This is a genomic window from Streptomyces sp. Edi2, assembly GCF_040253635.1.
In the GTDB taxonomy this organism is placed as follows: domain Bacteria; phylum Actinomycetota; class Actinomycetes; order Streptomycetales; family Streptomycetaceae; genus Streptomyces.
Window position 1 is genome coordinate 726,817 of record NZ_JBEJGX010000003.1, and the last position, 24,251, is coordinate 751,067.

Sequence of the window (24,251 nt, forward strand, 5' to 3'; positions counted from 1 at the left end):
GTGCCAGAGTGGAGGTGGACGGGCGCCGCGGTCGATACGTGGGAGAGAGGCGGCCTGTCATGTCCCTACAGCCGGATCGCCTCGGCGCGGTCACCACTCCTCCCCGGTTCCCGTCCTGGCGGACCGAGGAGTACGAGGACCTGTTCGATCAGGCTCCGGTGATCTTCGTTGCGCTGGGCGGCGCCTCTCACCTGCTGGAGGCGGCGAATCCGGCGTTCTTCGCGGCGTTCGGCGGCGACCGTACGCATGCCGGCCTGCCGATCGGCGACCTGATTCCGGAGCTGGCGCCGCAGGGCGTCCTCGACCGGCTCGATGCCGTGTACCGCACGGGCACCCCCCTCCGCGCCCGCGGCGCGCGGCTGCTGCTCGGCGTGCCGGGGAAGGAACGGGAGGGATTCTTCGACGTCACCTACGAGCCGCGCCGGGACGCGGTGGGCGCGGTCGACGGGGTGGTGGTGATCGCGGTGGAAACCACCGGGCACCACCACGCCCAGCTCCTCGCGGCCGAACAGCGCATCCTGCTGGAGCAGATCGCGCGCGACGCCCCGCTGGGCGACATCCTGACCGGCATGGCCAAGGCGATCGAGGAGTTGTCGCCGGAGCTGATCGTCTCGGTGCTGCTGGCCGATTCCGACGGCCGGCATCTACGGCACGGCACGGGGCCGGGCCTGCCGGCCTTCTACAACGAGGCGATCGACGGGATCGCCATCGGCGCGAACGTGGGCTCGTGCGGCACGGCCGCGCACCTGCGGGTGCCGGTGATCGTCACCGATATCGCCACCGATCACCGGTGGGAGGGCTATCAGGAGCTGGCGGCCCGGGCCGGGCTCGCGGCGTGCTGGTCCACCCCGATCATCGGGACGGACGACCGGCTGCTGGGCACCTTCGCCATGTACCACCGGGCCCCCAAGGCCCCCGAGGAGAAGGACCTGGCCCTCAGCGCCGCGTTCGCCCGTATCGCCGCGCTGGCCATCGAACGCCACCAGGCCATGGAGGCGAGCCGCGCTGCCCAGGAACGGGAGCAGGAGGCCCGGGAGGACCTGGCCTTCGTCCTGGAGGCCAGCACGGCCATCACCCGCGAGCCGCACTTCTCCGACTGCCTGCAGTGCCTGGCCCGGCTGGTCGTGCCGACCTTGGCACTGCTGTGCAGCGTCCATGTGCGGGAGCACGGCCGGACCCGGCAGATCGCCATGGCCGCCGCCACCCCTGCCGAGGAAGACCTCCTCGCCTCTCCCGTCCTGCGCGAGCAGGTCGAGCGGGCGGTGGCCCGGGTGCTGGCCTCGGGCACCACGGAGACGGACCACGCCGACGCCCTCGGCAGCCACACCGTCCTGCCCGGCGTCACCGGTTACCTCTGCGTCCCACTGAGCGTCCGCGGCCGCACCTTCGGCGTACTGACCCTGCTGGCCACCGACGGGCCCCTGGACGGCCATGTCATCTCCCTTGCCAAAGAGCTGGCGCGCCGGGCCGCTTCCAGTGCCGACAACGCCCACCAGTTCAGCGACCGCGTCCAGCTGGCCCGCGACCTGCAGGCCGGGCTGCTGCCTCCGGAGCTGCCCAGCGTTCCGGGCGCCGATCTGGCGGCGTCCTACTCCCCCGCCGGGGAGGGGATCGAGGTCGGCGGCGACTTCTACGACGTCTTCCCGCTGCCCGACGACCACTGGGCGTTCATGATCGGCGATGTCTGCGGGCGCGGCGCACTGGCCGCCACCATCACCGGCATGGTCCGCCACACCGCCCGCGCCGCCGCGCGTCTGCTGCACGATCCGGCGGACGTGGTTTCCGCCATCAACGACGCGCTGACCGGGAGCCCGCTCGACGAGGACCACTTCGTCTCCCTCGTCTACGGCGAACTGCGGCACACCGGATCGCACCTCGCACTGGAGCTGATCCGGGCCGGTCATGTGCCGCCGCTCGTGCGCCGCACCGACGGCACGGTCGAACAACTCGTCCAGCCGGGCCTGCTCCTGGGGATCAGCCCGGAATTCCATGGCGCCACCTGCCGGCTCGACCTCGCGCCGGGCGACAGCCTGGTGCTGGTCACCGACGGCATCACCGAGGCACGCTCCGCCACCGGCGAGTTCTTCGACGAACACCGTCTGGCCGATGCCCTTCTCACCCTCACCGGCACCACGTCCGGCGCCGCCGGTCTCATCGAGGCCGTCCATGCCGCGGTGACCGCCTTCGCGGGCCGGTCCACCCCCGATGACCAGGCCGCTCTGGTGCTCACCGCCACCTGACGCCGGGCCTGTACGCCGGCCGGCCGGTGCGGGTCCGGGCTCGGTGTGCCAGGGCCCCGGTCGAGAGCGAGGACCGCTCGCCCTCTGCCTTTTCGCCGGGCAACGTGCCTATTTTGGCTCCATGAATCCCGTGCCGCATGCCACCCCCGACGACCCCAACCCGCTGCGCCGGCTCTCCCTCGACGCCCTGCGACGGCGTACCAGCATGAAGTGGCGTACCTATCCGGACGATGTGCTGCCGCTGTGGGTGGCGGAGATGGATGTGCCGCTGGCGGAACCGGTCGCCGCGGCGATCACGGAGGCGGTCGCGCTCGGCGACACCGGCTACCCGGCGGGCACGGCGTACGCCCGGGCGCTGGCAGACTTCGCGCGGACGCGATGGGGCTGGGACGGGCTCGAGGTGGAACGTACGGCGATCGTGCCCGATGTGATGCTGGGCATCGTCGAAGTGCTGAAGCTGCTCACCGGGCCGGGAGACCCGGTGGTCGTCAACTGCCCCGTCTATCCGCCGTTCTACCAGTTCGTGACGCATATGGACCGGCGCGTGGTGGAAGCGCCGCTGGGTGCGGACCTGCGGATCGATTTCGCCGCGCTGGAGGGGGCGTTCCGGCACGCCGTCGCGGACGGGGGCCGCGCCGCCTACCTGTTGTGCAGCCCGCACAATCCCACCGGCACCGTGCACGCCGCCGAGGAACTGTCCGCCGTCGCCGCGCTCGCCGACAGGTACGGCGTAAGGGTCGTCGCCGACGAGATCCACGCCCCGGTGGTGGCCCCGGACGCCGGGTTCGTGCCCTACCTGAGCGTGCCAGGGGCGGAGAGCGGTCTGTCGCTGATGTCGGCGTCCAAGGCCTGGAACCTGGCCGGCCTCAAGGCCGCGCTCGCCCTCGCCGGGCCCGCCGCTGCCGACGATCTGGCCCGTATGCCGGAAGAGGTCAGTCACGGTCCCAGCCACCTCGGCATCATCGCCCACACGGCCGCCCTGCGGGACGGCGGCGACTGGCTCGACGCGGTGCTCCGCGGCCTCGACGACAACCGCCGGCTGCTCGACGGCCTGCTGACCGAACAGCTCCCCGCGGTCCGCTACCGCCCCGCCGCCGGGACCTACCTCGCCTGGCTCGACTGCCGCCCGCTCGGTCTCGGTGACGATCCCGCCGCGGTCTTCCTCGCCCGCGGCAGGGTCGCGCTCAGCCCCGGTGCCGGCTTCGGCACCGGCGGCGCCGGTCACGTCCGGCTCAACCTGGCGACCTCGCCGGAGCTGCTGACGGAGGCCGTACGGCGGATGGCGGCCGCGCTGGCCTGAGCACGGCAGCGGGCGGCGCTCCGTACCCCCCCTCGCCGCCGCCGTACGGGGAACGGACGCCGGTCCGCGCGGCGGCCACCGCGCCACCACCCCTTCTGCGCACCGCATTTGAGGGGTCGTTTTTGGAATGCGGAGACTTTCTCCATACGATCCGGCGATGATCACAAGAAAACGGCTGGCGGCCGGGGTGTGCGGCCTGCTGGCCGCGATGACCCTCGCGCTCGCCCCCACACCTGCCGGCGCCGATGAACCGGACGCCAAGCCTTCCCCCAAAGTCGAGTTGACGCTCGATGTCAGCGGCTCGATGCGGGCACGTGACATCGACGGCCAGAGCCGGATGGCCGCGGCGAAGCAGGCGTTCAACGAGGTGCTGGACGCCGTGCCGGACGAGGTCCAGCTCGGCATACGCACCCTCGGCGCCAACTACCACGGCGAGGACCGGAAAGTCGGCTGCAAGGACACCCGGCAGCTCTACCCGGTCGGACCGCTGAACCGGACCGAGGCGAAGACCGCGGTGGCCACGCTCAGCCCCACCGGCTGGACACCCATCGGGCCGGCTCTGCTGGGCGCGGCCGACGACCTCAAGGGCGGCGACGGCTCCCGCCGGATCGTCCTGATCACCGACGGCGAGGACACCTGCGCCCCGCTCGACCCCTGCCAGGTGGCGCGGGACATCGCCGCCAAGGGCATCCATCTCACCGTCGACACCCTCGGTCTGCTGCCGGACGCCAAGACGCGCAACCAGCTGAGCTGTATCGCCGAGGCGACCGGCGGCACCTACACCTCGGTACAGCACACCAAGGAACTCCGGGACCGGGTGCACCAGTTGGTGGACCGTGCCGCCCGTCCGGTGGTCACTCCGGTGGCGACCGAGGGGGGCCGGCAGTGCACCGGCGCCCCGCAGCTCAAGCCCGGTCTCTACACCGACCGCGAGAAGTTCGCCGAGCACCGCTGGTACCGGGTGGACGTGCGGCCCGGCCAGGAGCTGCGGGCCTCGGTGAGCCTCGCCGCCGACCGTGCGGTCAACAACGATTACGGGGTCCTGCTGCGGGCCTCGACCGTGCACGGCAGGGAGATCGTCCGCGGCGCGGAGGCCGGCGACGGCCGTACCGATGTGATCTCCTCCGGGCTGCGCTACCCGAAGGCACCCGCCTCCTCGGATGACGACGCATCCGCGACGGAGACCGTCTGTCTGCAGGTCAGCAACTCCTTCTCGGCGCCCGCCTCGGTCAAGACCGACCCGGGCCTGCCCGTCGAGCTGACCGTGGACCTGGTGGACGGGCCCGATGGCGCCTCCGACGCGGCCTTCTTCGGCCTCGGACACGGCTGGTGGCTGCTGATCTCGCTGGCTCTCACCGGGCTGATCGCCGGCCTGGTGTGGGGCTGGATCTCCCGTTGGCGCGTGACCGTCTGGAGGACCAACTGATGCGCACCCTACGCACCCTGACGGCCGCTGTGCTGACGACCGCTGCGCTGGCGGGCGCCGCCCTCTTCGGCACGGCGGGAACGGCCTTCGCCGACAGCCCCTCCCCCAGCACGAGCGCCGGCACGGACGGGGAGGCGCCGGCCCCGACCGAGGCCGGTACCTCGTTCCGTACGGCGACGGCCATCACACCGGACCAGCGGGCCACGGCCGATGCCTCCACGGGTGACTACCTCTACTGGGTGCTGCCCGTGGACGCGGGGCAGCGCGCCACCGTCAAGGCCAAGGTGACCCTCCCGCAGAGCGCCCGGCACGGCTCGGCCACCTGGCAGCTCGATGTCTATGACGGGCTGCGCCGCCGCCAGGCGTGCCAGTACGGCGCCCAGACCAGGGCGGTGGCCCGGGATGCGGGTTCCGTCGAGCTGTCCTGCACGCTGCGCACGGTCCGCGCCTGGGCCGAACCGTGGGCGAACGATCCGCTGCCGGGCAGCTATTACCTTCGCCTGACTGTGGTCGACCTGCCCAAGGACGACCTCGGTCTGCCGGTGCACGCGGAGGTCGACGCCGCCCTCGCCGACCAGGGCGGCGCCCACGACGTGGACGGCGCACTCGCCGCTCCCCTGGTGCCCGGCGCCTCCACCGCCTCCCCCGAGGCCCAGGAGAGCACCGCGCCGGGGAAGCCCGCCGCCCTGGGCGAGCCGGACGGCGGCTGGTCGTCCGGCGGGTGGTCCGACCGCTGGATCTGGACCGCGGCGGGCGGACTGCTCGCCGCCCTGGGTGGTATCGCCGGCTACCGCTTCACCGGGGGCTCAGGACGCCCGTCGCGGATGCCACCGGGCGCCTGACCGGCCCGGGGGCGGTCATGGCACGGGCCGTGGCCGCCCCCGGCGGGTGTCCGGAACCGTCAGGTTTCAGCAGCTGCCGCAGCTGAGACATTCACAGCATTCGCAGCACTCAAAGCACTCACAGCAGCTGCAGCCGTCACAGCAATCGCAGTTCTGGCAGCACCCCTCGCGCTTCTTGCGCGACCACGGTCCCTCGTACTCCTCCGCGCAGCAGAGCTTGCAGGTGCAGCACAGTCCGATGGCGACCGCACAGCCGGCGAAGAAACCGCGGGGCTTCTTCGGCTGCTGCGGGACGTGCGGCATCCCGCCGCCCTCGCCCCCGCCGGAGCCCCCGCCGTAGCCGCCGTGGCCGCCGCCCGGACCGCCGGGGCCCACCGGGCCGCCGCCGTAGGGGTTCTGAGGTCCGTTCAGCGGCTGCTGCCCGTGGGCGTACGGGCCGCCTACGGCCGGTGCCTGGCCGTACTGGGGAGGCTGTCCGTACGGGGAGGGTCCGCCGTTTCGGTACGGGTTCCCGCCCTGGCCGTCGTACGGCCCCGGCGCTCCGTGCCCCTGGTGGGAGCAGGTGGACGTGCCGAAGGCCCGGTCCACCGAGCGGCGCAGTTCGTGGACCAGCAGCACATGCACCAGGGCGGAGTCGGCGAACTCGACGTCGCGCAGTGCGAGACGGATGCCGTGCAGCGCGTCGTCACACAGCCGGCGGGCCTGGGCGAGGGTGGCGCCCGTGGCGGCGAGCGGGTTCCAGGCGCCCTCGGCGGCGTCCGCCGCACGGTCCTCCACGGCATCGAGGAGGTGGGCCAGCCGCCCGAAGAACCGGCCGGCCTCGGCCAGCGGCGCGGCGTTGCCCGGCCGGCCCGCGAGCACCGCGGTGTGGGCGAAGGCCGCGGCGGTCGCCGTCTCGGTCGGTTCGGTGATGAACGTCAGCGGAGTGCCGGGCCCTGCCAGCTCCTCGATGCCCAGCTGCCGGTCGACGGCGTCGACGAGTACGGCGGTGTCAAAGCCGAGGGTGGCGCCGGTGCGCGCCCCGGCCCGGTCCCATCCCGCGGCGACCTTGCGCGCGGCGGCGGCCACCGGCCGGCGGCGCAACGCGCCGTTCCCGTCGGCGACATGGTCGCGTATCTTCGCCGAGGCGAGCACGAGGGACACCGACGCCGCGAGGCGCGCGCCCTCCCCCTGCGCCACCGATGCGGTACGCATACCCCGCAGCGGGCAGGGTCCCGCCGTGCGGCGGCGGGTCTGCGCAGGGCCGGACTGAGCGTCCGTCAGCACGGAGATGATCAGTCCGTCGTAGTTCGTGACGACCCGGGCGAACTGCCCGTGGTCGCCGCGCAGCGCGAGACAGAGGCCGCACAGATGGGCCATCCACTCCGCCTTGAGTCCTTGTGACAGGCGATGGGTGCAGGGCCTGACGATTCCGAACATGTGGAAGAAACCCCCGTAAGACGTCGGCATGGACCGGCCTCGGTCGACGCGGGCCGGCAGCGGCAGGAATCGTACCGAGTGTGCCGTTGACCTGGACACACACCCCATGGGGAGGCCGTGGAGTCCGGATGAAATCTGATGGTTCGTCATGTCGGTGCTGGGGCGGCACGGACGTCGAACCGGCCCGCCGCCGCCCGCGCGGCGGTGAAAGGCGGCCGCTCCGCGGTGCCAGGGGAAACACCGGCGGAGCGGCCGCGGGGCCCGGGTCCACAGGAAGGCCGGGCCGGGCCGGGAATCGGGGAAAATCCCGCGGCACACCCCTATGTACGGACTGCGTCCCGGGAGCGTTCAACCGGTTTGGGGATGCGTCGGGACGGACCGGGGTGCCGGTGTCAGGGAGCCGGCGCGAGGTGTGGTGGTGGCAGGTGTGGTGGCGCCGGATGTGCGGCTTCGGGTGTGCGGCTTCGGGTGTGCGGCGTCAGAGCGCCGGCGGCGCGGCGGCCCCCGCCCCGGGGTGGTGGCGCAGCCGGGCGGCGAGGACGGCGACATCGTCCTCGGCATGCAGGCCGTCGAGGTGGAGCAGCACCTCGTCGAGCACCTGCGTCACCCCCGCTCCGGCGGGCAGCCGTATCCGGGCCAGCCGGGACAGCGAGACGTCGATGTCCTCCCCGCGCCGCTCGACGAGACCGTCGGTGAACATCAGCAGCGTCTCCTCGGACGTAAGGGTGCGGGTGACGAGTTCGTAGCCCCCGGCACCGGTGCCCAGGGGCGGGCCGACGGGCACCTCGACGAGGCAGGCCACGCCCTCGCGGCTGAACACCACCGGAGGCAGATGGCCCGCGCTGGCGAACGCGGCGATACCGCGCGCCGGATCGACCCGGGCCAGCAGACAGGTCGCCGGACGGCGCGCCTCGTCCCCGGCCACGGCGGTGTCGAGCTGACGCAGGACGCGATGGGGCGGCAGATCGGTCGAGGCGACGTAGCGCAGGTGGGAGCGGTAGGCGTTCATGTCGACCGCCGCATCGAGTCCGTGTCCCATGACGTCGCCCATGACGAGCAGGGTGCGTCCGTAGTGGAGCCGTACCGTCTCGAACCAGTCGCCGCCGACCAGGGCGCTGCTGCCGGAGGGCAGATAGCGGGTGGCGAGTTCGAGGTTGGGGTGCGGCCTGCCGGGCTCCGCGAGGAGCGCCCGCTGCAGGTCCATCGCCGTGCGCTGCACCGCGGCATACCGGCGGGCGTGCGCGAGCCGGCCGGCCGTGAGACGTGCCAGGAAGTGCACCGTGTCGGTCTCGTCCGCGGTGAAACTGCCGCCTGCGCGCAGGGCCAGCAGTGCGCCGTAGCGGCGGCCGTCCGCGCGGAGCGGCACCGACAGCGCCCCGGCCGAGCGGCCGCCGGGCAGGGTGGCCGTCGCGGTGACGGGATGTCCCTCGGTCAGCGCCCGGACCGGGAGTGACCCACTGTCAGGCCGCTCCGGGTCCTCGTCGGGGAACCGTGCTTCCAGCACCTTGACCAGGCCTGCCGTCGCCACGCGGCGCAGCGCTGCCGGGGAGCGGGAGCGCGCCCCGGTGCCCTCCTCGTCGAGCAGGTCCACCGCGGCGGCGTCGCACAGGTGCCGGCACAGGATCCGGGACAGCTCGGCGCAGGTGGTCTGCTCGTCCAGGGTGGTGCCGATGCGTTCGGCGGCTTCTTCCACCGTGCGCAGACGGGCGGTCAGGTGCGCGGGGCCGGCGTCCCGGTTCCGGTCCGGGCCATCCTCGTTCGACAAGGCACCTCCAGAGCGCCGCGGCCCGCCCGCTGCGCGCCCCGGCCATGATCTGCCGGGCCGGCCCGGGGCGGCCGCACGGCCCGCCGCGGCCACGGTGCCGGTCCTCCGTGCGGCCGAGGCTCCCCGCGGCTCGCCGGGCACCGGGAGCCACGGCGGCACCGCGGCGGTCGTCGGACCACGGCGGTCGTCGGACACGGCGGTCGTCGGACACGGCGGTCGTCGGACCACGCCAGTCGTCGGACCGCGCCAGTCGTCAGGAAAGGACGCCCATGCCCAGCAGGCCGAAGAGGAGCGCGCCGACGAGGATCCGGTAGATCACGAAGGAGTTGAAGGAGTGCTTGGCCACGAACTTCAGCAGCCAGGAGATGGAGGCATAGGCCACGGCGAAGGAGACGACGGTGCCGATGGCCAGCGGCGCGACGGCGGCGCCGGTGCCGATGGCGTCCTTCAGCTCGTAGATGCCGGCTCCGGTGAGGGCCGGGATGCCGAGGAAGAAGGAGAGACGGGTGGCCGCCACCCGCTCCAGGTCGAGGATGAGGGCGGTGGACATCGTCGCGCCGGAGCGGGAGAAGCCCGGGAAGAGGAGGGCGAGGATCTGGGAGCAGCCGACCCACATGGCGTCCTTGAGCGAGGTGTCGTCCTCACCGCGCTTGTGGCGGCCCATCTGGTCCGCCGCCCACATCACCCCGCTGCCGAGGATCAGCGACCCGGCCACCACCCACAGGGAGGCGAGCGGGCCTTCGATCAGGGGCTTGGCGGCCAGGCCGACGACGACGATGGGGATGGTGGCGTAGATCACCCACCAGGCGAACTTGTAGTCGTGGTGGTAGCGCTCCTCCTTATTGCGCAGCCCGCGGAACCACGCACCCACGATACGCACGATGTCCTTGAAGAAGTAGACGAGCGCCGCGGCGATCGCGCCGACCTGGATGACCGCGGAGAAGGCGACGACGGCCTTGTCGTTGACGGGGATGCCCATCAGACCTTCGGTGATCTTGAGGTGGCCGGTGGAGGAGACCGGAAGGAATTCCGTCACCCCCTCGACGGCTCCGAGGACGACGGCTTGGCCGATGCTGATCGCGCTCATGGGATCCAATTCTGGAGAGGGGGGACGGGGCGGGCATGCGGCGCGGGTGCGCCGTGGTGCGGTGGGCGTGGGGTCGTGCGGCCGGGCGCGCGGCGGGGACGAGGGGGCATCGGCACCCTCGCCGGTGCGCTCGGTTCGGCCCGGGCGGGTCCCGCGGATACCTCCGGTGTCACCGCGACACACGTATGCCGCGGCGCACCGGTCGGTGAGGCGACTGTACTGGGGGTCGTGCCCTCGGGCCGAAGCGAAGGGCGCGGCGGGCCGGCTCGGGAGCGGCCCGGCAGGCGGGCGGGGCGGTGCGGGCGGCCGGCGAACGGGGCCGGTGCGGGCCGGGCCGGCTCGAAGAGGGCCGGTGCGAACGGGACCGGCGCAGAGAAGGCTGGTGCGGGCGGGCCGGTGGGAACGGGAGCAGGAGAGCAACCGCCGTGGTGACGGGCCCGGGTGGCGGATGGCCGCCGGGATTCGGTACGGATGAACGGTGCCCCTGACCGGCGACGTACAGAAGGGCGGGCACCCGGACACCGTGCCATGTCGTCAGCCCCTCCCGTGATGGGTCGGGATGCGTCCCCCGCGCCCCGGTGTCTAGAGTGCCAGATGGTCTACAACACTGTAGACGACCAGGAGGGGGGAACCGCCCCATGGCCGATGCGCAGGCGCAGGCACAGGCGCAGGCACACCGTCGCCCTGCGGGCACGCTTCCCGGCCCGTGGGCGCACCGGGAGGCGAAGGTTCCCACAGCATTGTGGGCCACCGGCCCCCGCCGGCTCACACCAGGAGCGCCACCCGGCACCGGTAGGGTCCTCCACCCGTCCCGCGCCAGCACACATGAGGAGCCAGGATGCCGCTTACCACGATCGTCACAGTGATCGCCCCCACCACCACGGCGAGAAGGGCCCGACGGCCGACCGACCGCTGGGAGGCCGTGTCGTGACCCCTCCCTCCCACTCCTCCGCCGCCTCCGCCTCCACCCTGCAGGACGACGATCAGCCGGCCTCCGCCGAGCGGACCGCCGTCCCCACCCGCTCTCCCGCCCGCCCCCGTGCCGGCGCCCCGGGCATCACCCCGGACGAGTCGGCGCCACCACCCCCGGCCAAGCACCGCGACGCGTTCTTCGACAACGCCAAATACCTGGCGATCGTGCTGGTGGCACTGGGCCACGCCTGGGAACCGCTGTATGCGGGCAGCCGGAGCGCGGCCGCGCTCTATATCTTCGTCTACGCGTTCCACATGCCCGCCTTCACTGTCATATCCGGGTACTTCTCCCGCAGTTTCGAGATGCGGCGGAACCAGCTGCAGCGGCTGGTCACCGGCGTCGCCGTCCCGTACATCGTTTTCCAGACGGCCTACTCGGCGTTCCGGTACTGGGCCGGCGACGTGCCGAGCTTCTCGGTCGACCTGACGGACCCCTGGTTCCTCACCTGGTTCCTGGTCGCCCTGTTCCTCTGGCGGCTCACCGCCCCGCTGTGGCGGATCGTCCGGTGGCCGGTGCCCCTGGCCCTGGCGATCGCCCTGGCAGCCTCGGTTTCCCCGGATCTCGGCAGCGGCCTGGACCTGCAGCGGGTCCTGCAGTTCCTGCCGTTCTTCGTCCTGGGCATGTGCCTGAAGCCGGAACACTTCCAGCTCGTGCGCCGCCGGGCGGCGCGGAGGGCCGCCGTGCCCGTTCTCGTGGCCGCACTGGCCTTCGCCTACTGGGCCGTGCCGCGCATGAACGACGCATGGTTCTACCACACCGACAGCGCACAGCATCTGGGCGTGCCGTGGTGGTGCGGGGTCCTGATGCAACTGGCCATGTTCGGCTGCTCAATGGTCCTCACGGCCTGCTTCCTGGCCTGGGTGCCCGGCCGCCGGATGTGGTGCACCGTACTGGGCGCCGGCACGCTCTACGGCTACCTGCTGCACGGCTTCCTGGCCAAGGCCTCCCGCTGGTGGGACTGGTACGACGCCGACTGGGTCCACACCCCGTGGGGCGCCATCACCATCACACTCCTCGCCGGGGTGATCGTGACGCTGCTGTGCACCCCGCCGGTCCAGCGCGCCCTGCGCTTCGTCATGGAGCCGAAGATGACGTGGGCCTTCAGGAAGGAGCCCCCGCTCGGCGCCCGGCAGGGCCGTACGACCTGACGGGGGCCGTACAACCTGACGGGGGATGAGGGGCGGGGCGGCGCTCAGCTGGGCTTACGAGCGGTGGACGCCTCCTGCCGGTTCACCTCAGGCCCCCGGCGCACCCGTAGTGGCGGTGGCCGGGGGCGTGGGCCGGGGGCGGCAGAAGTGGCCGGGGCTCCAGTGCCCCCCACGGCCCCCGACCGCCCCCGTGGCCCCGATGGCCCCCATGGCCCCGGCGGATAGCATCAGTACTGTTGGCGTAGCTCATACGTGCGGTGGTGGCTCACCTCGGGCCGACCGAATGCTGATGTGACGTGATCGGAAGTGCCTGCCAGATGGCCAGCAGCCCCATGAGCCCAGGCCACCCGGATCCAGCAGAGGCGCCGGCCATGGAACCAGCCGCGGCGGCATCGCCACCCCCGACCGGGATCAGCCTGCGCCAGCTGCTGATGTCGCTGGGTGAGCCCCTGGTGGAGCTGCAGGCCGCGCCCGCCGGGCTGGACGTCGAAATCCGCAGCGTCGCGCTGCTGGACCCCGAGGATCCGCCGATCACCCACCCCGGCGAGCTGGTGCTCGCCATAGGCGCCCGCGGCCGCGCCGCCTTCCCCGCGCTGCGGGCCGGCGGGCGTGACGGCGCCGCTGCCGTCGCGGTCAAGCTGGACACTCCCGGACAGGCCGCGGCGCTCAGCGCGACCGCCGTCGAGGCGGGCATCGCGCTGCTGTCCGTCCGGAGTGAGGCGCGCTGGGAGCAGGTGGACGCGCTGGCCCGCGCGGCATTGGAGAGTGTGCCGCAGGGACGCCCCGGCGAGGGCCCCGAGGAAGGCGACCTCTTCTCGCTCGCCCAGACCACCGCCGTCCTGACCGGCGGCATCGTCAGCATCGAGGACACCGCCAACCGCGTGCTGGCCTACTCCCGCTCCACCGACTCCGACGAGGTCGACGACCTGCGGCGGCTGTCCATCCTGGGCTGGCAGGGTCCGGAGGCGTATCTGGCGCGGCTGCGGAAGTGGGGCGTCTTCCAGCGGCTGCGCGCCTCCGACGAGGTGATCTGCATCGACAGCCACCCCGAGCTGGGGATTCGCCGGCGACTCGCGGTGGCCATCCGGTCCGGGGAGCGGCAGCTGGGCACCATCTGGGTGCAGGAGGGCTCGGTGCCGCTGACCGAGCACTCGGACCAGGCGCTGCTGGGTGCGGCCCGGGTCGCCGCGCTCCACCTCGTACGCCGCCGCCGGGAGCTCTCCGCGGACCTGACGCTGACCCGGACACTGGCGGCCGGGCTGCTGGAGGGCAGCACCGGGCCCCAGCCGCTGGCGAGCCACCTGGCCCTGGACGCGGCCCGCCCGGCCGCCGTCCTGGGCTTCTCGTACGGGACCGCCGAGGCCGCCCCGCCGGAGCTGACCCGCTCCGAGGTCAGCAACCTGATCTCGGTACACACCGCGGCCCGGCACCGCAGCGCCCTGGTCACCCAGGTCGATGGGCGGATTTATGTGCTGCTGCCGCAGCTGCCGCGCAGCATCGACACCGGCACGCTGCGCGGCTGGGGGCAGGCGATCACCGAGGCCGCAGGCCGGCATCTGGGCATACCGCTGCGCGGTTCCATCGGCTGCATCGTGCCGGGGCTCGGCGAGGTTCCCGAATCACGGCGGGAGGCGGACCGGATCCTCGACGCCATGGTGAGCGCCGGCGTCGCCACCACGGTCGCCGCGCTGCCGGACATCCAGGCCGAGGTGCTGGTCAGCGAGGTGCTGACGCTGCTCTCCGTGCACCCGGAGATGCGCGACCCCCGGCTGACCGCCCTGGTCACTCACGACAGCCGGAGCCAGGGGCAGTTGGCCGAGTCGGTCCTCGCTTTTCTGAACGCCTTCGGTGACGTACGGGCCGCCGCCACCGAGCTGCATGTGCACCCCAACACGTTGCGCTACCGGATCCGCCGCGCCGAGGAGTTGACCGGCCTCGACCTCAGCCGTCCGGATCAGCGACTGCTGGCGATGCTCCAGCTGCGACTGCCGCCCGCTCCCTGAGCGCGAGCAGGACGGCAGAGTCGCGGTCGGCCCGCCCCTCTCCCCGCCGGGGCCCGCTGTGCCCGCTCGCCACCCTCACCGCCTGCGAGGTAAGCGCCCCGCCCGCCCCCAGATCGCACAGACCGCCCTTAGTCCACAATTCTCCTAAACTGGGCGATATTGCTCCATTGAGCTGACAGGCTGGCGATGATGACCTCGGAGAATGCCGTGCCGGGCGGGTCGGGCCGCGCGTGGGACATGGCGAAGGCGGCCACGGCCGAACTGGACCGACAGGGGCGGGTCATCGCGTGGACCCGGGCGGCGGAGCGGCTGCTCGGCTATCCCTCCGAGGAGATCCTGCACCGTCCCGCGGCGGAGCTGCTGGCGATACCCGGCGACGAGGCGCGGGTGGCCGCCGTGGCCCGGTGGTGCCGTTCGGGGGACGGCTGGGGCGGGTCGGTCGCGGCCCGTCACCGGGACGGCCGGGATCTGCAGCTGGCAGTGCAGGTCACACCGCTTCTCGACCGCACCGGCCAGGAACGGTGGTCCGTTCTCGCACTGGAGGAGTGGCGGGTGCCGGGCGGCGGTGTGAACCAGTTGATGCTCGAACCGTTCCTGGCGCATGCGCCGGTCGGCATGGCGGTGCTGGACACCGGTCTGCGGTACGTCTGGGTCAACGAGGTGCTGGAGCGCCTGATCCCGCTCGACCGGCGGCTGGGAAAACGGGTGGCGGAGGTGCTGCCGAAGCTGGAGGCCGAGGCGTTCGAGGAGCGGATGCGACGGGTCCTGAAGACCGGGGCGCCGGTGATGGACTATGAATTCCGCAGCCCCACGTACGCGGACCCCCACCAGGAGCGCGCCTACTCGGCGTCGTTCTTCGGGCTGGAGGATCCCCAGGGCCGGCGCATCGGCCTGTGGTACATGGTCATCGACGTCACCGAACGCTGGCGGGCGCAGGAACGCCTGGCGCTGCTGAACGACGCCAGTGTGCGGATCGGCAGCACGCTGGATGTCACCCGGACCGCACAGGAACTGGCCGATGTCGCCGTGCCGGCGCTCGCCGATTTCGTCGCCGTCGACCTGCTGGATTCGGTCCTGCGGGGTGCCGAGCCGGTTCCCGGGCCGGTCGACAACACCCCCACCATGCGCCGCTCCGGCCAGCAGTCGGTGCACGAGGGCTGCCCGGAGGCCGGGCTGGCCGTGGGGGAAGCCGTCCAGCGTTCCCCCACGTCGCCCATCGCCCGCTGTCTGCTCAAGGGCGAATCCCTCGTGGAGCCGGTACTGGACTTCGCCACCAGCTCCTGGGTCACCGAGGACCCGGTACGGGCCGCGGTGATCCGCGCCTTCGGATTCCGCTCGGTGATGGTGGCGCCGGTCCAGGCCCGGGGCATCACCCTGGGCGCGGCGACGTTCTTCCGCTCCCGCCGTCTGGGTCCCTTCGTGGCGGACGACGTCCGGCTCGCCGAAGAGTTGGTGGCCCGGGCTGCGGTGTGTGTCGACAATGCCCGCCGCTTCACCCGCGAGCGCGCCGCGGCCCGGGTGATGCAGCAGAATCTGCTGCCGCACGAACTGACCGGCGGATCCGCCCTGGAGGTGGCGTCGTGGTACTTCCCCGCGGACGCGCCGAGCGGAGTGGGGGGCGACTGGTTCGATGTGATTCCGCTGTCCGGGGCGCGGGTCGCCCTGGTGGTCGGGGATGTGGTCGGGCACGGCATCAACGCCGCGGCCACGATGGGGCGGCTGCGTACCGCCGTACGCACCCTGGCCAACCTGGACCTGCCGCCCGATGAACTGCTGGCCCGGCTGGACGACCTGGTCATCGGCCTGGTGAAGACGCAGGGCACCGACCCGGCGGCGGACGCCGGGAACCCGAGCGTGGCCTCGACGTTCATGGGGGCCACCTGTCTGTACGCCGTGTACGACCCGGTCAGCAGGCGGTGCAGCATGGCGCGCGCCAGCCATCTACCGCCGTTGTTCGTCGGCCCTGACGGCGCTGTGGACTGCCCCGAACTGCCCGCGGGACCGCCGCTCGGCCTCGGGACGCTGCCCTTCGAGTCCGTCGACCTGGAGCTGGCCGAGGGCAGTCTGATCGCGCTCTACACCAACGGACTGATCGAGACCTGCGACCGGGACATCGGCGTCGGGCTGTCCCGGCTGAGCAACGCCCTCGCGGTGCCCGGGCGGACGCTGAAGGACATCGGCGGACATGTCATCAAGGCGCTGATGACCGGACCGCCGTCCGATGACGCCGCGCTGCTGCTCGCCCGGACCCACGCCCTCGACGCGCACCAGGTCGCCTCCTGGGACCTGCCCACCGACCCGGCCGTGGTCGGCACCGCCCGTGTGCTCGCCGGGCGGCAGCTGTCCGAGTGGGGCATGGACGAGTTGCAGTTCACCACGGAGCTGATCGTCAGCGAACTGGTCACCAACGCCATCCGCCACGGCACCGGACCGATCACGCTGCGCCTGATCCGGCAGGACGCCCTGATCTGCGAGGTCTCCGACGCCAGCAGCACCTCGCCGCGGCTGCGCCATGCCCGGACCACCGACGAGGGCGGGCGCGGGCTGTTCATCGTCGCGCAGGTCACCCGGCGCTGGGGCACCCGCTACACCCCCACCGGCAAGATCATCTGGACCGAGCAGAGCATGCCGTCCGAGGCCGGATCCCCCGCCGGGGAAGACTGAGCCCGGATCACCGGATCACCGGGTCACCGGAGGACCGGGCCGGGCTCAGCGTCAGTGGCGAGCCGGGCCGGGCTCAGTGGCGGGCCGGGCGGGCGCCTCAGGTACGCGAACGGGCCGGGCGTTCAGGAGCGCGACGGGGTCCGGAGCCTCAGGACACGACCGGACGGAGCGCGGCCGGGGTGCCGCGCCTCACCCCGGGCCCGGCACGCTGCGGGCCGGGACTCGTTCGCCCTCGCCGGAGACATGTCCGCAGTCGTCCCCGGCCGCGACGGGCCGGCCGACGAGACCGCGCCCCGGCAGGTCGACGTAGTCGCAGTCGGCATCGGCCACGACGCGTCGGGGCGCGGCGCCGGACGGGCAGGCCGTGAGATGGGCGGACACGAAAGCCGCGCTGGTCCTGGTGATATCGCGGGTCAGCCCGAGGGGCAGCAGCGAGCGGGTCTCCGCGATCGCCTCGTCCTCCCCGGCCCGCAGCACCACCCGGACCTCCGGTGCCACACCGTGGGCGGCGACCGCGACGGCGATGTTGTCGAGCTCATGGGAGCCGACGGCGGCAAGCGCCCGTGCCCGCGCCAGTCCGAGCCGCGCCAGCACCGCACGGTCCTCGCCGTGCGCCAGCACCACGGGTATCCCCATCGACCGGGCGAGACGCAGGTTCGGGGCGGTGGGCTCGCGCTCGACACCGATGACGGGCACCCCCAGCTGCCGCAGTGTCTGGCACAGCCGCAGCCCCACCTGCCCAAGCCCCACCACGATGACGTGACCGGCACGGGGCAGCACCCGCGGCCCCAGGACGCCGACCAGCCGGGGCCCGAACAGCCGGTCGACGATGCCCGCGGTCAGCAGCGCGGTGAACCCCACCGTCACCAGCATCGCCACGGCGGAGATCACCTCGTACACGGGATGGCCGGGATGCGGCGCCGCAGGCCCCACCCCGGCGACGACCCGGGCGGCCTCCAGGAAGGCGGTGCTGGCCGGCTGGTGGAACACGCCGACCAGCCACATCCAGTCCGCGGCCAGTACGGCGACGATCCCCAGCAGCCCGATGAGCAGCAGGCGGGCGTCCGCGTCATGGGGCTGCAACTGCCCCCTCAGCCGCCCGAGCAGCGCGCGCCGCCGGGCGCCCGTGCTCGCCCGCCACGCCGTCTCCACCAGCTGTTCCCCGGGCCGCCTGACCTCCACCGCACGCCGGACCGCCACCGCACCGTGCCCGTCGTCCCATACGGCCAGGGCGTCGGGGTCCACACACAGTCCGGCCAGCGTCGGCGCCAGGAGGTCGGCGGGCGAGACCGGCACACAGTCGCGCAGCAGCAACCTGAGCTGCTGTGCCACGGTGCGGTCGAAAACGGTGACGACGATCCGGACGGTGTCGCAGACGTGGCGTACCGCGAGCGCGTAGCGCAGTGCGGACAGGTCGTCGCCCACGAGGACGGCCACCCCGGCCGGCCGTGCGGCGAGCGCCCGGCGCAAGTCCTGGTCGTCCGGTGCGGCGAGGTGGTCGACCGGGTGTCCGCTCTCCTCCAGGGAGGCGCAGACCCGGCGCGCCAGCGTCGTGGCCCCGATCACCACGGTCCCGGGGGCCCGGCCCGCCGGGCCGGTGGCCGGATTCATCCCGGGCGCTTCGGCCTCGTCTTCGGCCCCGCGCCCCGGACGTTCCGGTGCCGCCCCGTGCTCCGGCGGCTCCCCCGCGGGAGCGTCACCGCGGGGTTCACCTGGCGTTACGTCCCCGGACCCGCTGCCGTCGTCCCCCACTGATGGAGTGGCGGGCACAGCGTGCGGCGGGGCGGTACGGGTCTGTCGGGCGGAGGGAAGGGTGGCCATGGAGTCCCCTTGCTCGTCGGCCGTCGGAAGGTGGCCGAACTCACGCTAGGGCGCCCGCGTCCCGAGGCATCTGTCCTGCTGACCAAGGGTTCACGGGGGACGTTGTCCGGCGGCACCAGCGGTCGCCCCGGCGGCCCGCGCCAGGGCCGGGGAGAGCGGCCGGTGAAGGCCACTCACCACCCATAGCCCCGGAGCGCGCGCCCCTTTTCCGCCAATCTTCATTGGCCTGACGTACAGCTCTCGCAGGGGAATTTGTCCCCTCTCACAAATACGCCGCCGCGCACCGCCACATACGCTTACGCAAATCCCAATCCGGACGTGATGCGGCTCACCTCCCACAAGGAGGGGCCGCGGCGCGGAGGGGCGATCAGCGCTCCCCCACCCGTGCAGGGCATCCGAAGGCAACGGCCCGCTCGTCGCGCCTTCGCTCTACGTCAGGGCCATGATCGCCGCCTGAGGGCACCCCGGCCTTGTCGTACGTCCGGCCACCGAGGCGATCCCAGCAGTCACCACGTGCATGACCCCTCCAACCCTCAATGGATGTCGAAGATGACTACATCTCCCCCCAACCCCGTGGCCGCTCCGCCCGCTCCCCCGGGGCACGGGCAGGACCCGCAGCAGTCAGGCCTGCAGTCGGGCCTCAAGAACCGCCATCTGTCCATGATCGCCGTGGGTGGGGTCATCGGCGCCGGTCTCTTCGTGGGCTCCGCCTCCGGCATCGCGGCCGCCGGACCCGGCATCCTGCTGTCGTACGCCCTGGTCGGCGCGATGGTCGTGTTCGTGATGCGGATGCTCGGCGAGATGGCGGCCGCCAACCCGACCTCCGGTTCCTTCTCCGCCTACGCGGACCGGTCACTCGGCCGCTGGGCCGGCTTCTCCATCGGCTGGCTGTACTGGTTCTTCTGGGTCGTGGTGCTCGCCGTGGAGGCGACCGCCGGCGCGGCCATCCTCACCGGCTGGATGCCCGCCGTCCCGCAGTGGGCCTGGGCGCTGATCGTGATGTTCGTCCTCACCGCCACCAACCTCGCCTCGGTCGCCTCCTTCGGTGAGTTCGAGTTCTGGTTCGCCGGCATCAAGGTCGTCGCCATCGCGGCCTTCATCGTCCTCGGCGGCCTGGCGATATTCGGCGTACTTCCCGGCTCCGACAACGCGGCGACCGGCTTCAGCAACCTCACCTCGCACGGCGGATTCCTTCCGCACGGGCCCAGCGCGATCCTCACCGGCATCCTGATGGTCGTCTTCTCCTTCATGGGCAGCGAGATCGTCACCCTGGCCGCCGGTGAGTCCGAGCACCCGGAGCGCGCGGTCACCAAGGCCACCAAGAGCGTGATCTGGCGGGTCGGCATCTTCTACCTCGGCTCGATCCTCGTGGTCGTCTCCCTGCTGCCGTGGAACGACCCCTCGATCGCCAAGAAGGGCTCCTACGTCGCGGCCCTCGACTCGATCGGCATCCCGCACGCCGGCCAGATCATGAACGTCATCGTGCTGACGGCCGTGCTCTCCTGCCTCAACTCCGGCCTCTACACCGCCTCCCGGATGGCCTTCTCGCTCGGCCAGCGCGGCGACGCCCCGAAGGCCTTCGCCCGGACGAACTCGCGGGGCGTGCCGCAGGCCGCGATCCTCGCCTCCGTCCTCTTCGGCTTCATCGCGGTCGGCTTCAACTACCTGTGGCCGGACACCGTCTTCCAGTTCCTGCTGAACTCCTCGGGCGCGGTCGCGCTCTTCGTCTGGCTGGTCATCTGCTTCTCGCAGCTGCGGATGCGCGGGATCATCCTGCGCGAGAACCCCGAGAAGCTGGTCGTCCGGATGTGGCTGTTCCCGTACCTGACCTGGGCGACGATCGCGATGATCTCGTTCGTGCTGGTCTACATGCTCACCGACGACAGCGAGGGCGGCGGCCGCATCCAGGTGCTGCTGTCGGTGCTCCTCGCCGTGCTGGTGGTCGGGGTTTCCCTGGTCCGCGACCGGCTCGGCGGCCGGGCCGCCGAGAAGGCAGCCGTCACCTCCCGCTAGCCACAAGGTGGCCGGACGGCCACCGAATCCCGTGCCGTACGGTCGGCGGGTGCCCCGCACCCGCCGACCGTACGGCGCAGCAGTGCCACTACCCTTCTGGCCACGCACCTTTCCTCTCCGCCTACGAGCCCACGACCGGAAGGCCGCCGAAAAACCATGCCCGCGTTCAGACGCCGCAAAGGCAGCCTTCCCCGCCTCGTCCCCGAGCTCGACGATGTGACCCTGGGGAAGGTCCGGCGACGCGTCGAAACCTGCTGGTCCCGCGGTTCTCTGGACACCGCCGTCATGGCGCTGATGGCGGATGCGATCAACGACGCCGGCGAGGACTGGGACCGCAAGGCCCACCGCCTGGGGGTGCTCGCCGGGTCAGCCGGGCGGTCACTGCCCGGCATCTGGCGCCAGCACAGCCCGAAGGACCATGGCGCGCTGCTGCTCCACGCCTGGTCGGACCTGCTCCACGCCCGGCAGCAGGACTCCTCCGTCGATCTGGACGCCACCCGCGAGACCTGCCGGCTCGCCGCCGAGCTGCTGCCCGCCGATCCGACCCCGTGGACACTTCAGCTGGCCACGCTCCGCGTGGAGCGGCGCCCCTCCACGGAGCTGGCAGCGATCTGGCGCGAGATCAAGGCCCGCGATCCCTGGAACCGCGAGGCGCATCTGCAGGCCCTGGGCTACCTCTCGCCGGACGAGTGCGGCTCCAGCGCCCTGGTGCTGGACCTGCTCGACGGTGTCCGCTCCCTGATGCCGACCGATGCCCCCGCCACCGGTCTGGAACTCACCTCGCTGGTCATCAGCCACCAGCGAGCGGTCGCCGAGGGCGGCATGACGGCTCTGGGCGCCGGAGAGATCTGGCGGCGCCCCGATGCCGCCCGGGCCCTCGACCAGGCCGCGCACTACTGGCCGGGCCCGGGGTTCCTCCGGCACGCGACGGCCCTGGCCGACCTCAACCTGCTGGCCTACGCCCTGATCAAAGCCGGCCGGACGGCCGAGGCCGGGACCGCGCTGCGCGCCACCGGAGGGGTGGCGACCGTCTGGCCGTGGAGCATGGACGGTGACGCGCTGGAGCGGTATGCGCACTTCCACGGCCGCTACGCGAGCGGTGACCCCGACGGCGGTTCCGCGGGGCGCGCCCCGTCCTGGCGTCGGTGACGCTCCGGACCACCGGCGCCCCGAGCGCGCGCCGGGCGTCGCCCTTCCACCCCTGATCCAGCAGGCCTGCCCCGGCCGAGGAGCGCCGCCAGCCGGTGCATCATCCGGCGGAGCAGGCCCTTCCGGGCCGGGGACGAGGACAGGGCCGCGGTGACGGCGGACGGAGGTTCGGCGGACCGCGGCTCGGCGCCCGACGGCTCGGTGGGCGGCTCGGCCGATGGCTCGGCAGGCAGCCCGGCAGGCAGCCCGGCGGGCGGTTCAGCCGGCTGAGGCACCGCGGTGGCCGGCTGCTGCGTCGCGGCATGGTCGGCGGGGGTGGGCGCGGGTACGGGCTTGGTGCGTCGGGCCTCGGCGCGGACGAGCGCGCCGAGAGCGGCATAGACATCGAAAGGCATGCCAAGTCTCCTGCGGTGGAAGTGCCGGGTACGGAGGACGGCAGACCGCGATCGCCCCATGGCCCCGTGACGGGGTGGGGTGGGTGATGCGGCCGGGCCGGCTCAGCAGCGCAGGACGGACACGCGAGGTGGCGAGGCGGTGACAGCGGCCGTGACGGCGGCCCCGGAAGCGGCGTCCTTCGACGCGGTGAGGTTCTGTGCGACGGGAGAGTCCCCGAGCGCCTTGCCACCGGCCCCGGTGGGGACCTGATGGCGCAGATGACAGGCCGAGGCGTCGCACAGGCGGCGGACACCGCTGCCCGGATGTTTTCCGCCGCCGGTGGACGCCGGCAGCGGCCCCGCCGTGACGCAGGTCCGGACGGCCGGGCCCGGCACCGCAGGCGCCGGCACGGCGGGGGCGCCGGCGTGCAAAGGGCAGCCGTGAGCGTCCGAGGCCGGTCCATGGGAGCAGCCGGTGGTGAGTGCGGCGTGCAGTAACGCCAGCAGCGCGACGAACAGCAGCACGCGCCAGCCACCGGTTGCCGCACAGCGGCCGGTGCCGACGGTGTCGCGCATGCGCCTCTCCCACCCTTCTTCGAGGAGGGGATCCCCGGGAAGCGGGAGGGACACTCGCGATACGCCGCAAGAGACCACAAAACCACTCGATCCGGCTATGTCATCGCACACGCGGACTTCGCACACCAGGCCCTCTGGCGAGCGGCCCGCTCCGGACGGTTCCGGACCCACCCCGGTGACGCCGCACGGCACGGACCCCGGGACACCGCCGTGCCGCGGGCCCCGGCGGCGTCCCTGCCCCCGCCGTGCCGCGGAGCCCGGCCGTGCCCCTGCCCTGTTGGGCCGCGGGCCCCGGCGACGCACCGTTTGTCCGCCTCTGCGGTGGGCGCCATTCTGGGGACATGGCCCCCGTTGCAGGCCCGGACACGGTGTCCGGCTGGGCCGTCCGGCGTCCCGGCCCGATGGCCTCCGGGCCACTGACCCCCGTCCGCCGTCCGGCTCCCGAGCCGGGCCCCGGGGACCTGCTGCTCGGCGTGGAGGCCTGCGGGGTGTGCCGTACGGATCTGCATCTGGCGGAGGGCGATCTGTCCCCGCACCGCCCGTCGACCATCCCCGGCCATGAGATCGTCGGCCGGGTGGTCGCCACCGGCGAGGCGGTGACGGCGTTCCGCGCCGGTGACCGGGCGGGCGGTGCCTGGCTGCGCGGCACCTGCGGTGTCTGCCGGTACTGCCGCGCGGGCCACGAGAACCTCTGCCCGGCCTCCCGGTACACCGGCTGGGACGCGGACGGCGGTTTCGCCGATACCGCTCTCGTCCCCGCGGATTTCGCCTATCCGCTCCCGGACGGCGAGGACGCCGCGCACCTGGCACCGCTGTTGTGCGCCGGGATCATCGGGTATCGCGCGCTCCGCCGCAGCGCACTGCCCTCCGGCGGCCGGCTCGGCATCTACGGCTTCGGCGCCTCGGCACATCTGGCGGCGCAGGTAGCCCTGGCCGAAGGCGCGACCGTCCACGTACTGACCCGGTCCGCACAGGCCCGTGAACTCGCCCTCGATCTGGGCGCATCCTCAGCCGGCGACGCCTACGACCACCCTCCCGAGCCGCTGGATTCGGCGATCCTCTTCGCACCGGTGGGCGATCTGGTGCCGGTGGCGCTGGCGGCACTCGACCGGGCGGGCACCCTCGCCGTGGCCGGCATCCATCTCACCGACATCCCTCCGCTCCACTATCAGCAGCACCTCTTCAACGAGCGGAATCTGCGCAGCGTGACCGCCAACACCCGGCAGGACGGCCGCGAGTTCCTGGCGACCGCGGCGAGGATCGGCATCCGGGTCACCGTCAGCACCTACCCACTGAGCCGTGCCCCACAGGCACTCACGGACCTGGCCGCCGACCGGGTGCAGGGGGCCGCGGTGTTGACGCCTTGACTTCCCCGACGCCTTGACTTCCCTGACGCTTTGACTTCCCCGACGCCCGAATTCCCTGACGCCCCGGCACCGTTCTCCGGAATG

Annotated in this window: 16 protein-coding genes; 10 read left to right on the forward strand and 6 right to left on the reverse strand. The window is 72.7% G+C overall.

Features of this window, described 5'->3' with window-relative positions; all coding sequences use genetic code 11:
• Positions 1 to 59: 59 nt before the first annotated feature.
• The 4 genes from ABR737_RS06625 (at position 60) to ABR737_RS06640 (ending at position 5,808) form a co-directional block, all read left to right on the forward strand.
• On the forward strand, positions 60 to 2,240 hold the full coding sequence (locus ABR737_RS06625) for a SpoIIE family protein phosphatase (protein WP_350249248.1): 2,181 nt from the start codon (positions 60 to 62) through the stop codon (positions 2,238 to 2,240).
• A 121-nt stretch (positions 2,241 to 2,361) separates the two neighbouring features.
• A complete protein-coding gene (locus tag ABR737_RS06630) occupies positions 2,362 to 3,540 on the forward strand; it encodes a MalY/PatB family protein (RefSeq protein WP_350249249.1) in 1,179 nt (392 codons plus the stop codon).
• Positions 3,541 to 3,697: 157 nt separating this feature from the next.
• The gene (locus ABR737_RS06635) at positions 3,698 to 4,966 is read left to right on the forward strand and encodes a VWA domain-containing protein (protein ID WP_350249250.1); all 1,269 of its coding nucleotides are present in this window, start codon (positions 3,698 to 3,700) and stop codon (positions 4,964 to 4,966) included.
• A complete protein-coding gene (locus ABR737_RS06640; RefSeq protein ID WP_350249251.1) occupies positions 4,966 to 5,808 on the forward strand; it encodes a hypothetical protein in 843 nt (280 codons plus the stop codon). The genes ABR737_RS06635 and ABR737_RS06640 overlap by 1 nt, the downstream gene beginning before the upstream one ends.
• A 66-nt stretch (positions 5,809 to 5,874) precedes the next feature.
• Here ABR737_RS06640 and ABR737_RS06645 read toward each other — a convergent pair whose 3' ends face one another.
• The 3 genes from ABR737_RS06645 to ABR737_RS06655 form a co-directional block, all read right to left on the reverse strand.
• Positions 5,875 to 7,227 carry a DUF5685 family protein gene (locus ABR737_RS06645; protein ID WP_350249252.1) on the reverse strand — a complete coding sequence of 451 codons (1,353 nt, stop codon included), beginning with the start codon at positions 7,225 to 7,227 and terminating at the stop codon, positions 5,875 to 5,877.
• Positions 7,228 to 7,705: 478 nt separating this feature from the next.
• A complete protein-coding gene (locus tag ABR737_RS06650) occupies positions 7,706 to 8,992 on the reverse strand; it encodes a PP2C family protein-serine/threonine phosphatase (protein ID WP_350249253.1) in 1,287 nt (428 codons plus the stop codon).
• 253 nt (positions 8,993 to 9,245) lie between these two features.
• On the reverse strand, positions 9,246 to 10,079 hold the full coding sequence (locus ABR737_RS06655; protein ID WP_350249254.1) for an undecaprenyl-diphosphate phosphatase: 834 nt from the start codon (positions 10,077 to 10,079) through the stop codon (positions 9,246 to 9,248).
• A 927-nt stretch (positions 10,080 to 11,006) separates the two neighbouring features.
• Here ABR737_RS06655 and ABR737_RS06660 point away from each other — a divergent pair.
• From ABR737_RS06660 to ABR737_RS06670, 3 genes are all read left to right on the forward strand, one after another.
• The gene (locus tag ABR737_RS06660; protein WP_350249256.1) at positions 11,007 to 12,200 is read left to right on the forward strand and encodes an acyltransferase family protein; all 1,194 of its coding nucleotides are present in this window, start codon (positions 11,007 to 11,009) and stop codon (positions 12,198 to 12,200) included.
• A gap of 371 nt (positions 12,201 to 12,571) precedes the next feature.
• A complete protein-coding gene (locus tag ABR737_RS06665; protein ID WP_350249257.1) occupies positions 12,572 to 14,203 on the forward strand; it encodes a helix-turn-helix domain-containing protein in 1,632 nt (543 codons plus the stop codon).
• Positions 14,204 to 14,389: 186 nt separating this feature from the next.
• Positions 14,390 to 16,867 (forward strand): SpoIIE family protein phosphatase, encoded by a 2,478-nt coding sequence (locus ABR737_RS06670; protein WP_350249258.1) that lies wholly within the window; start codon positions 14,390 to 14,392, stop codon positions 16,865 to 16,867.
• 189 nt (positions 16,868 to 17,056) lie between these two features.
• Here ABR737_RS06670 and ABR737_RS06675 read toward each other — a convergent pair whose 3' ends face one another.
• The gene (locus ABR737_RS06675; RefSeq protein ID WP_350249259.1) at positions 17,057 to 18,478 is read right to left on the reverse strand and encodes an NAD-binding protein; all 1,422 of its coding nucleotides are present in this window, start codon (positions 18,476 to 18,478) and stop codon (positions 17,057 to 17,059) included.
• 759 nt (positions 18,479 to 19,237) lie between these two features.
• On the opposite strand from ABR737_RS06675, the gene ABR737_RS06680 reads away from it, so the two are divergent.
• Together ABR737_RS06680 and ABR737_RS06685 are read left to right on the forward strand one after the other, a co-directional pair.
• Positions 19,238 to 20,701, forward strand: coding sequence for an amino acid permease (locus tag ABR737_RS06680; protein ID WP_350249260.1), 1,464 nt, complete (start codon positions 19,238 to 19,240; stop codon positions 20,699 to 20,701).
• 156 nt (positions 20,702 to 20,857) lie between these two features.
• Positions 20,858 to 21,850 (forward strand): hypothetical protein, encoded by a 993-nt coding sequence (locus tag ABR737_RS06685; protein ID WP_350249261.1) that lies wholly within the window; start codon positions 20,858 to 20,860, stop codon positions 21,848 to 21,850.
• Here the strand turns inward: ABR737_RS06685 and ABR737_RS06690 are convergent.
• Both ABR737_RS06690 and ABR737_RS06695 read right to left on the reverse strand, forming a co-directional pair.
• The gene (locus ABR737_RS06690) at positions 21,790 to 22,245 is read right to left on the reverse strand and encodes a hypothetical protein (RefSeq protein WP_350249262.1); all 456 of its coding nucleotides are present in this window, start codon (positions 22,243 to 22,245) and stop codon (positions 21,790 to 21,792) included. The two genes, ABR737_RS06685 and ABR737_RS06690, sit on opposite strands and share 61 nt — an antisense overlap.
• Before the next feature lie 102 nt (positions 22,246 to 22,347).
• Positions 22,348 to 22,800, reverse strand: coding sequence for a hypothetical protein (locus tag ABR737_RS06695; protein WP_350249263.1), 453 nt, complete (start codon positions 22,798 to 22,800; stop codon positions 22,348 to 22,350).
• 341 nt (positions 22,801 to 23,141) lie between these two features.
• Here ABR737_RS06695 and ABR737_RS06700 point away from each other — a divergent pair, with 341 nt between their 5' ends.
• Positions 23,142 to 24,167, forward strand: coding sequence for a zinc-dependent alcohol dehydrogenase family protein (locus ABR737_RS06700; RefSeq protein WP_350249264.1), 1,026 nt, complete (start codon positions 23,142 to 23,144; stop codon positions 24,165 to 24,167).
• The last annotated feature ends 84 nt before the right edge of the window (positions 24,168 to 24,251 follow it).

What these genes read in the sequence shown, in the direction of transcription:
- ABR737_RS06625 (WP_350249248.1), top strand. Translation starts at nt 60, where the DNA reads ATGTCCCTACAGCCGGATCGCCTCGGCGCGGTCACCACTCCTCCCCGG.
- ABR737_RS06630 (WP_350249249.1), top strand. Translation starts at nt 2,362, where the DNA reads ATGAATCCCGTGCCGCATGCCACCCCCGACGACCCCAACCCGCTGCGC.
- ABR737_RS06635 (WP_350249250.1), top strand. Translation starts at nt 3,698, where the DNA reads ATGATCACAAGAAAACGGCTGGCGGCCGGGGTGTGCGGCCTGCTGGCC.
- ABR737_RS06640 (WP_350249251.1), top strand. Translation starts at nt 4,966, where the DNA reads ATGCGCACCCTACGCACCCTGACGGCCGCTGTGCTGACGACCGCTGCG.
- ABR737_RS06645 (WP_350249252.1), bottom strand. Translation starts at nt 7,227, where the DNA reads ATGTTCGGAATCGTCAGGCCCTGCACCCATCGCCTGTCACAAGGACTC.
- ABR737_RS06655 (WP_350249254.1), bottom strand. Translation starts at nt 10,079, where the DNA reads ATGAGCGCGATCAGCATCGGCCAAGCCGTCGTCCTCGGAGCCGTCGAG.
- ABR737_RS06665 (WP_350249257.1), top strand. Translation starts at nt 12,572, where the DNA reads ATGGAACCAGCCGCGGCGGCATCGCCACCCCCGACCGGGATCAGCCTG.
- ABR737_RS06670 (WP_350249258.1), top strand. Translation starts at nt 14,390, where the DNA reads ATGATGACCTCGGAGAATGCCGTGCCGGGCGGGTCGGGCCGCGCGTGG.
- ABR737_RS06675 (WP_350249259.1), bottom strand. Translation starts at nt 18,478, where the DNA reads ATGAATCCGGCCACCGGCCCGGCGGGCCGGGCCCCCGGGACCGTGGTG.
- ABR737_RS06680 (WP_350249260.1), top strand. Translation starts at nt 19,238, where the DNA reads ATGACTACATCTCCCCCCAACCCCGTGGCCGCTCCGCCCGCTCCCCCG.
- ABR737_RS06685 (WP_350249261.1), top strand. Translation starts at nt 20,858, where the DNA reads ATGCCCGCGTTCAGACGCCGCAAAGGCAGCCTTCCCCGCCTCGTCCCC.
- ABR737_RS06690 (WP_350249262.1), bottom strand. Translation starts at nt 22,245, where the DNA reads ATGCCTTTCGATGTCTATGCCGCTCTCGGCGCGCTCGTCCGCGCCGAG.
- ABR737_RS06695 (WP_350249263.1), bottom strand. Translation starts at nt 22,800, where the DNA reads ATGCGCGACACCGTCGGCACCGGCCGCTGTGCGGCAACCGGTGGCTGG.
- ABR737_RS06700 (WP_350249264.1), top strand. Translation starts at nt 23,142, where the DNA reads ATGGCCCCCGTTGCAGGCCCGGACACGGTGTCCGGCTGGGCCGTCCGG.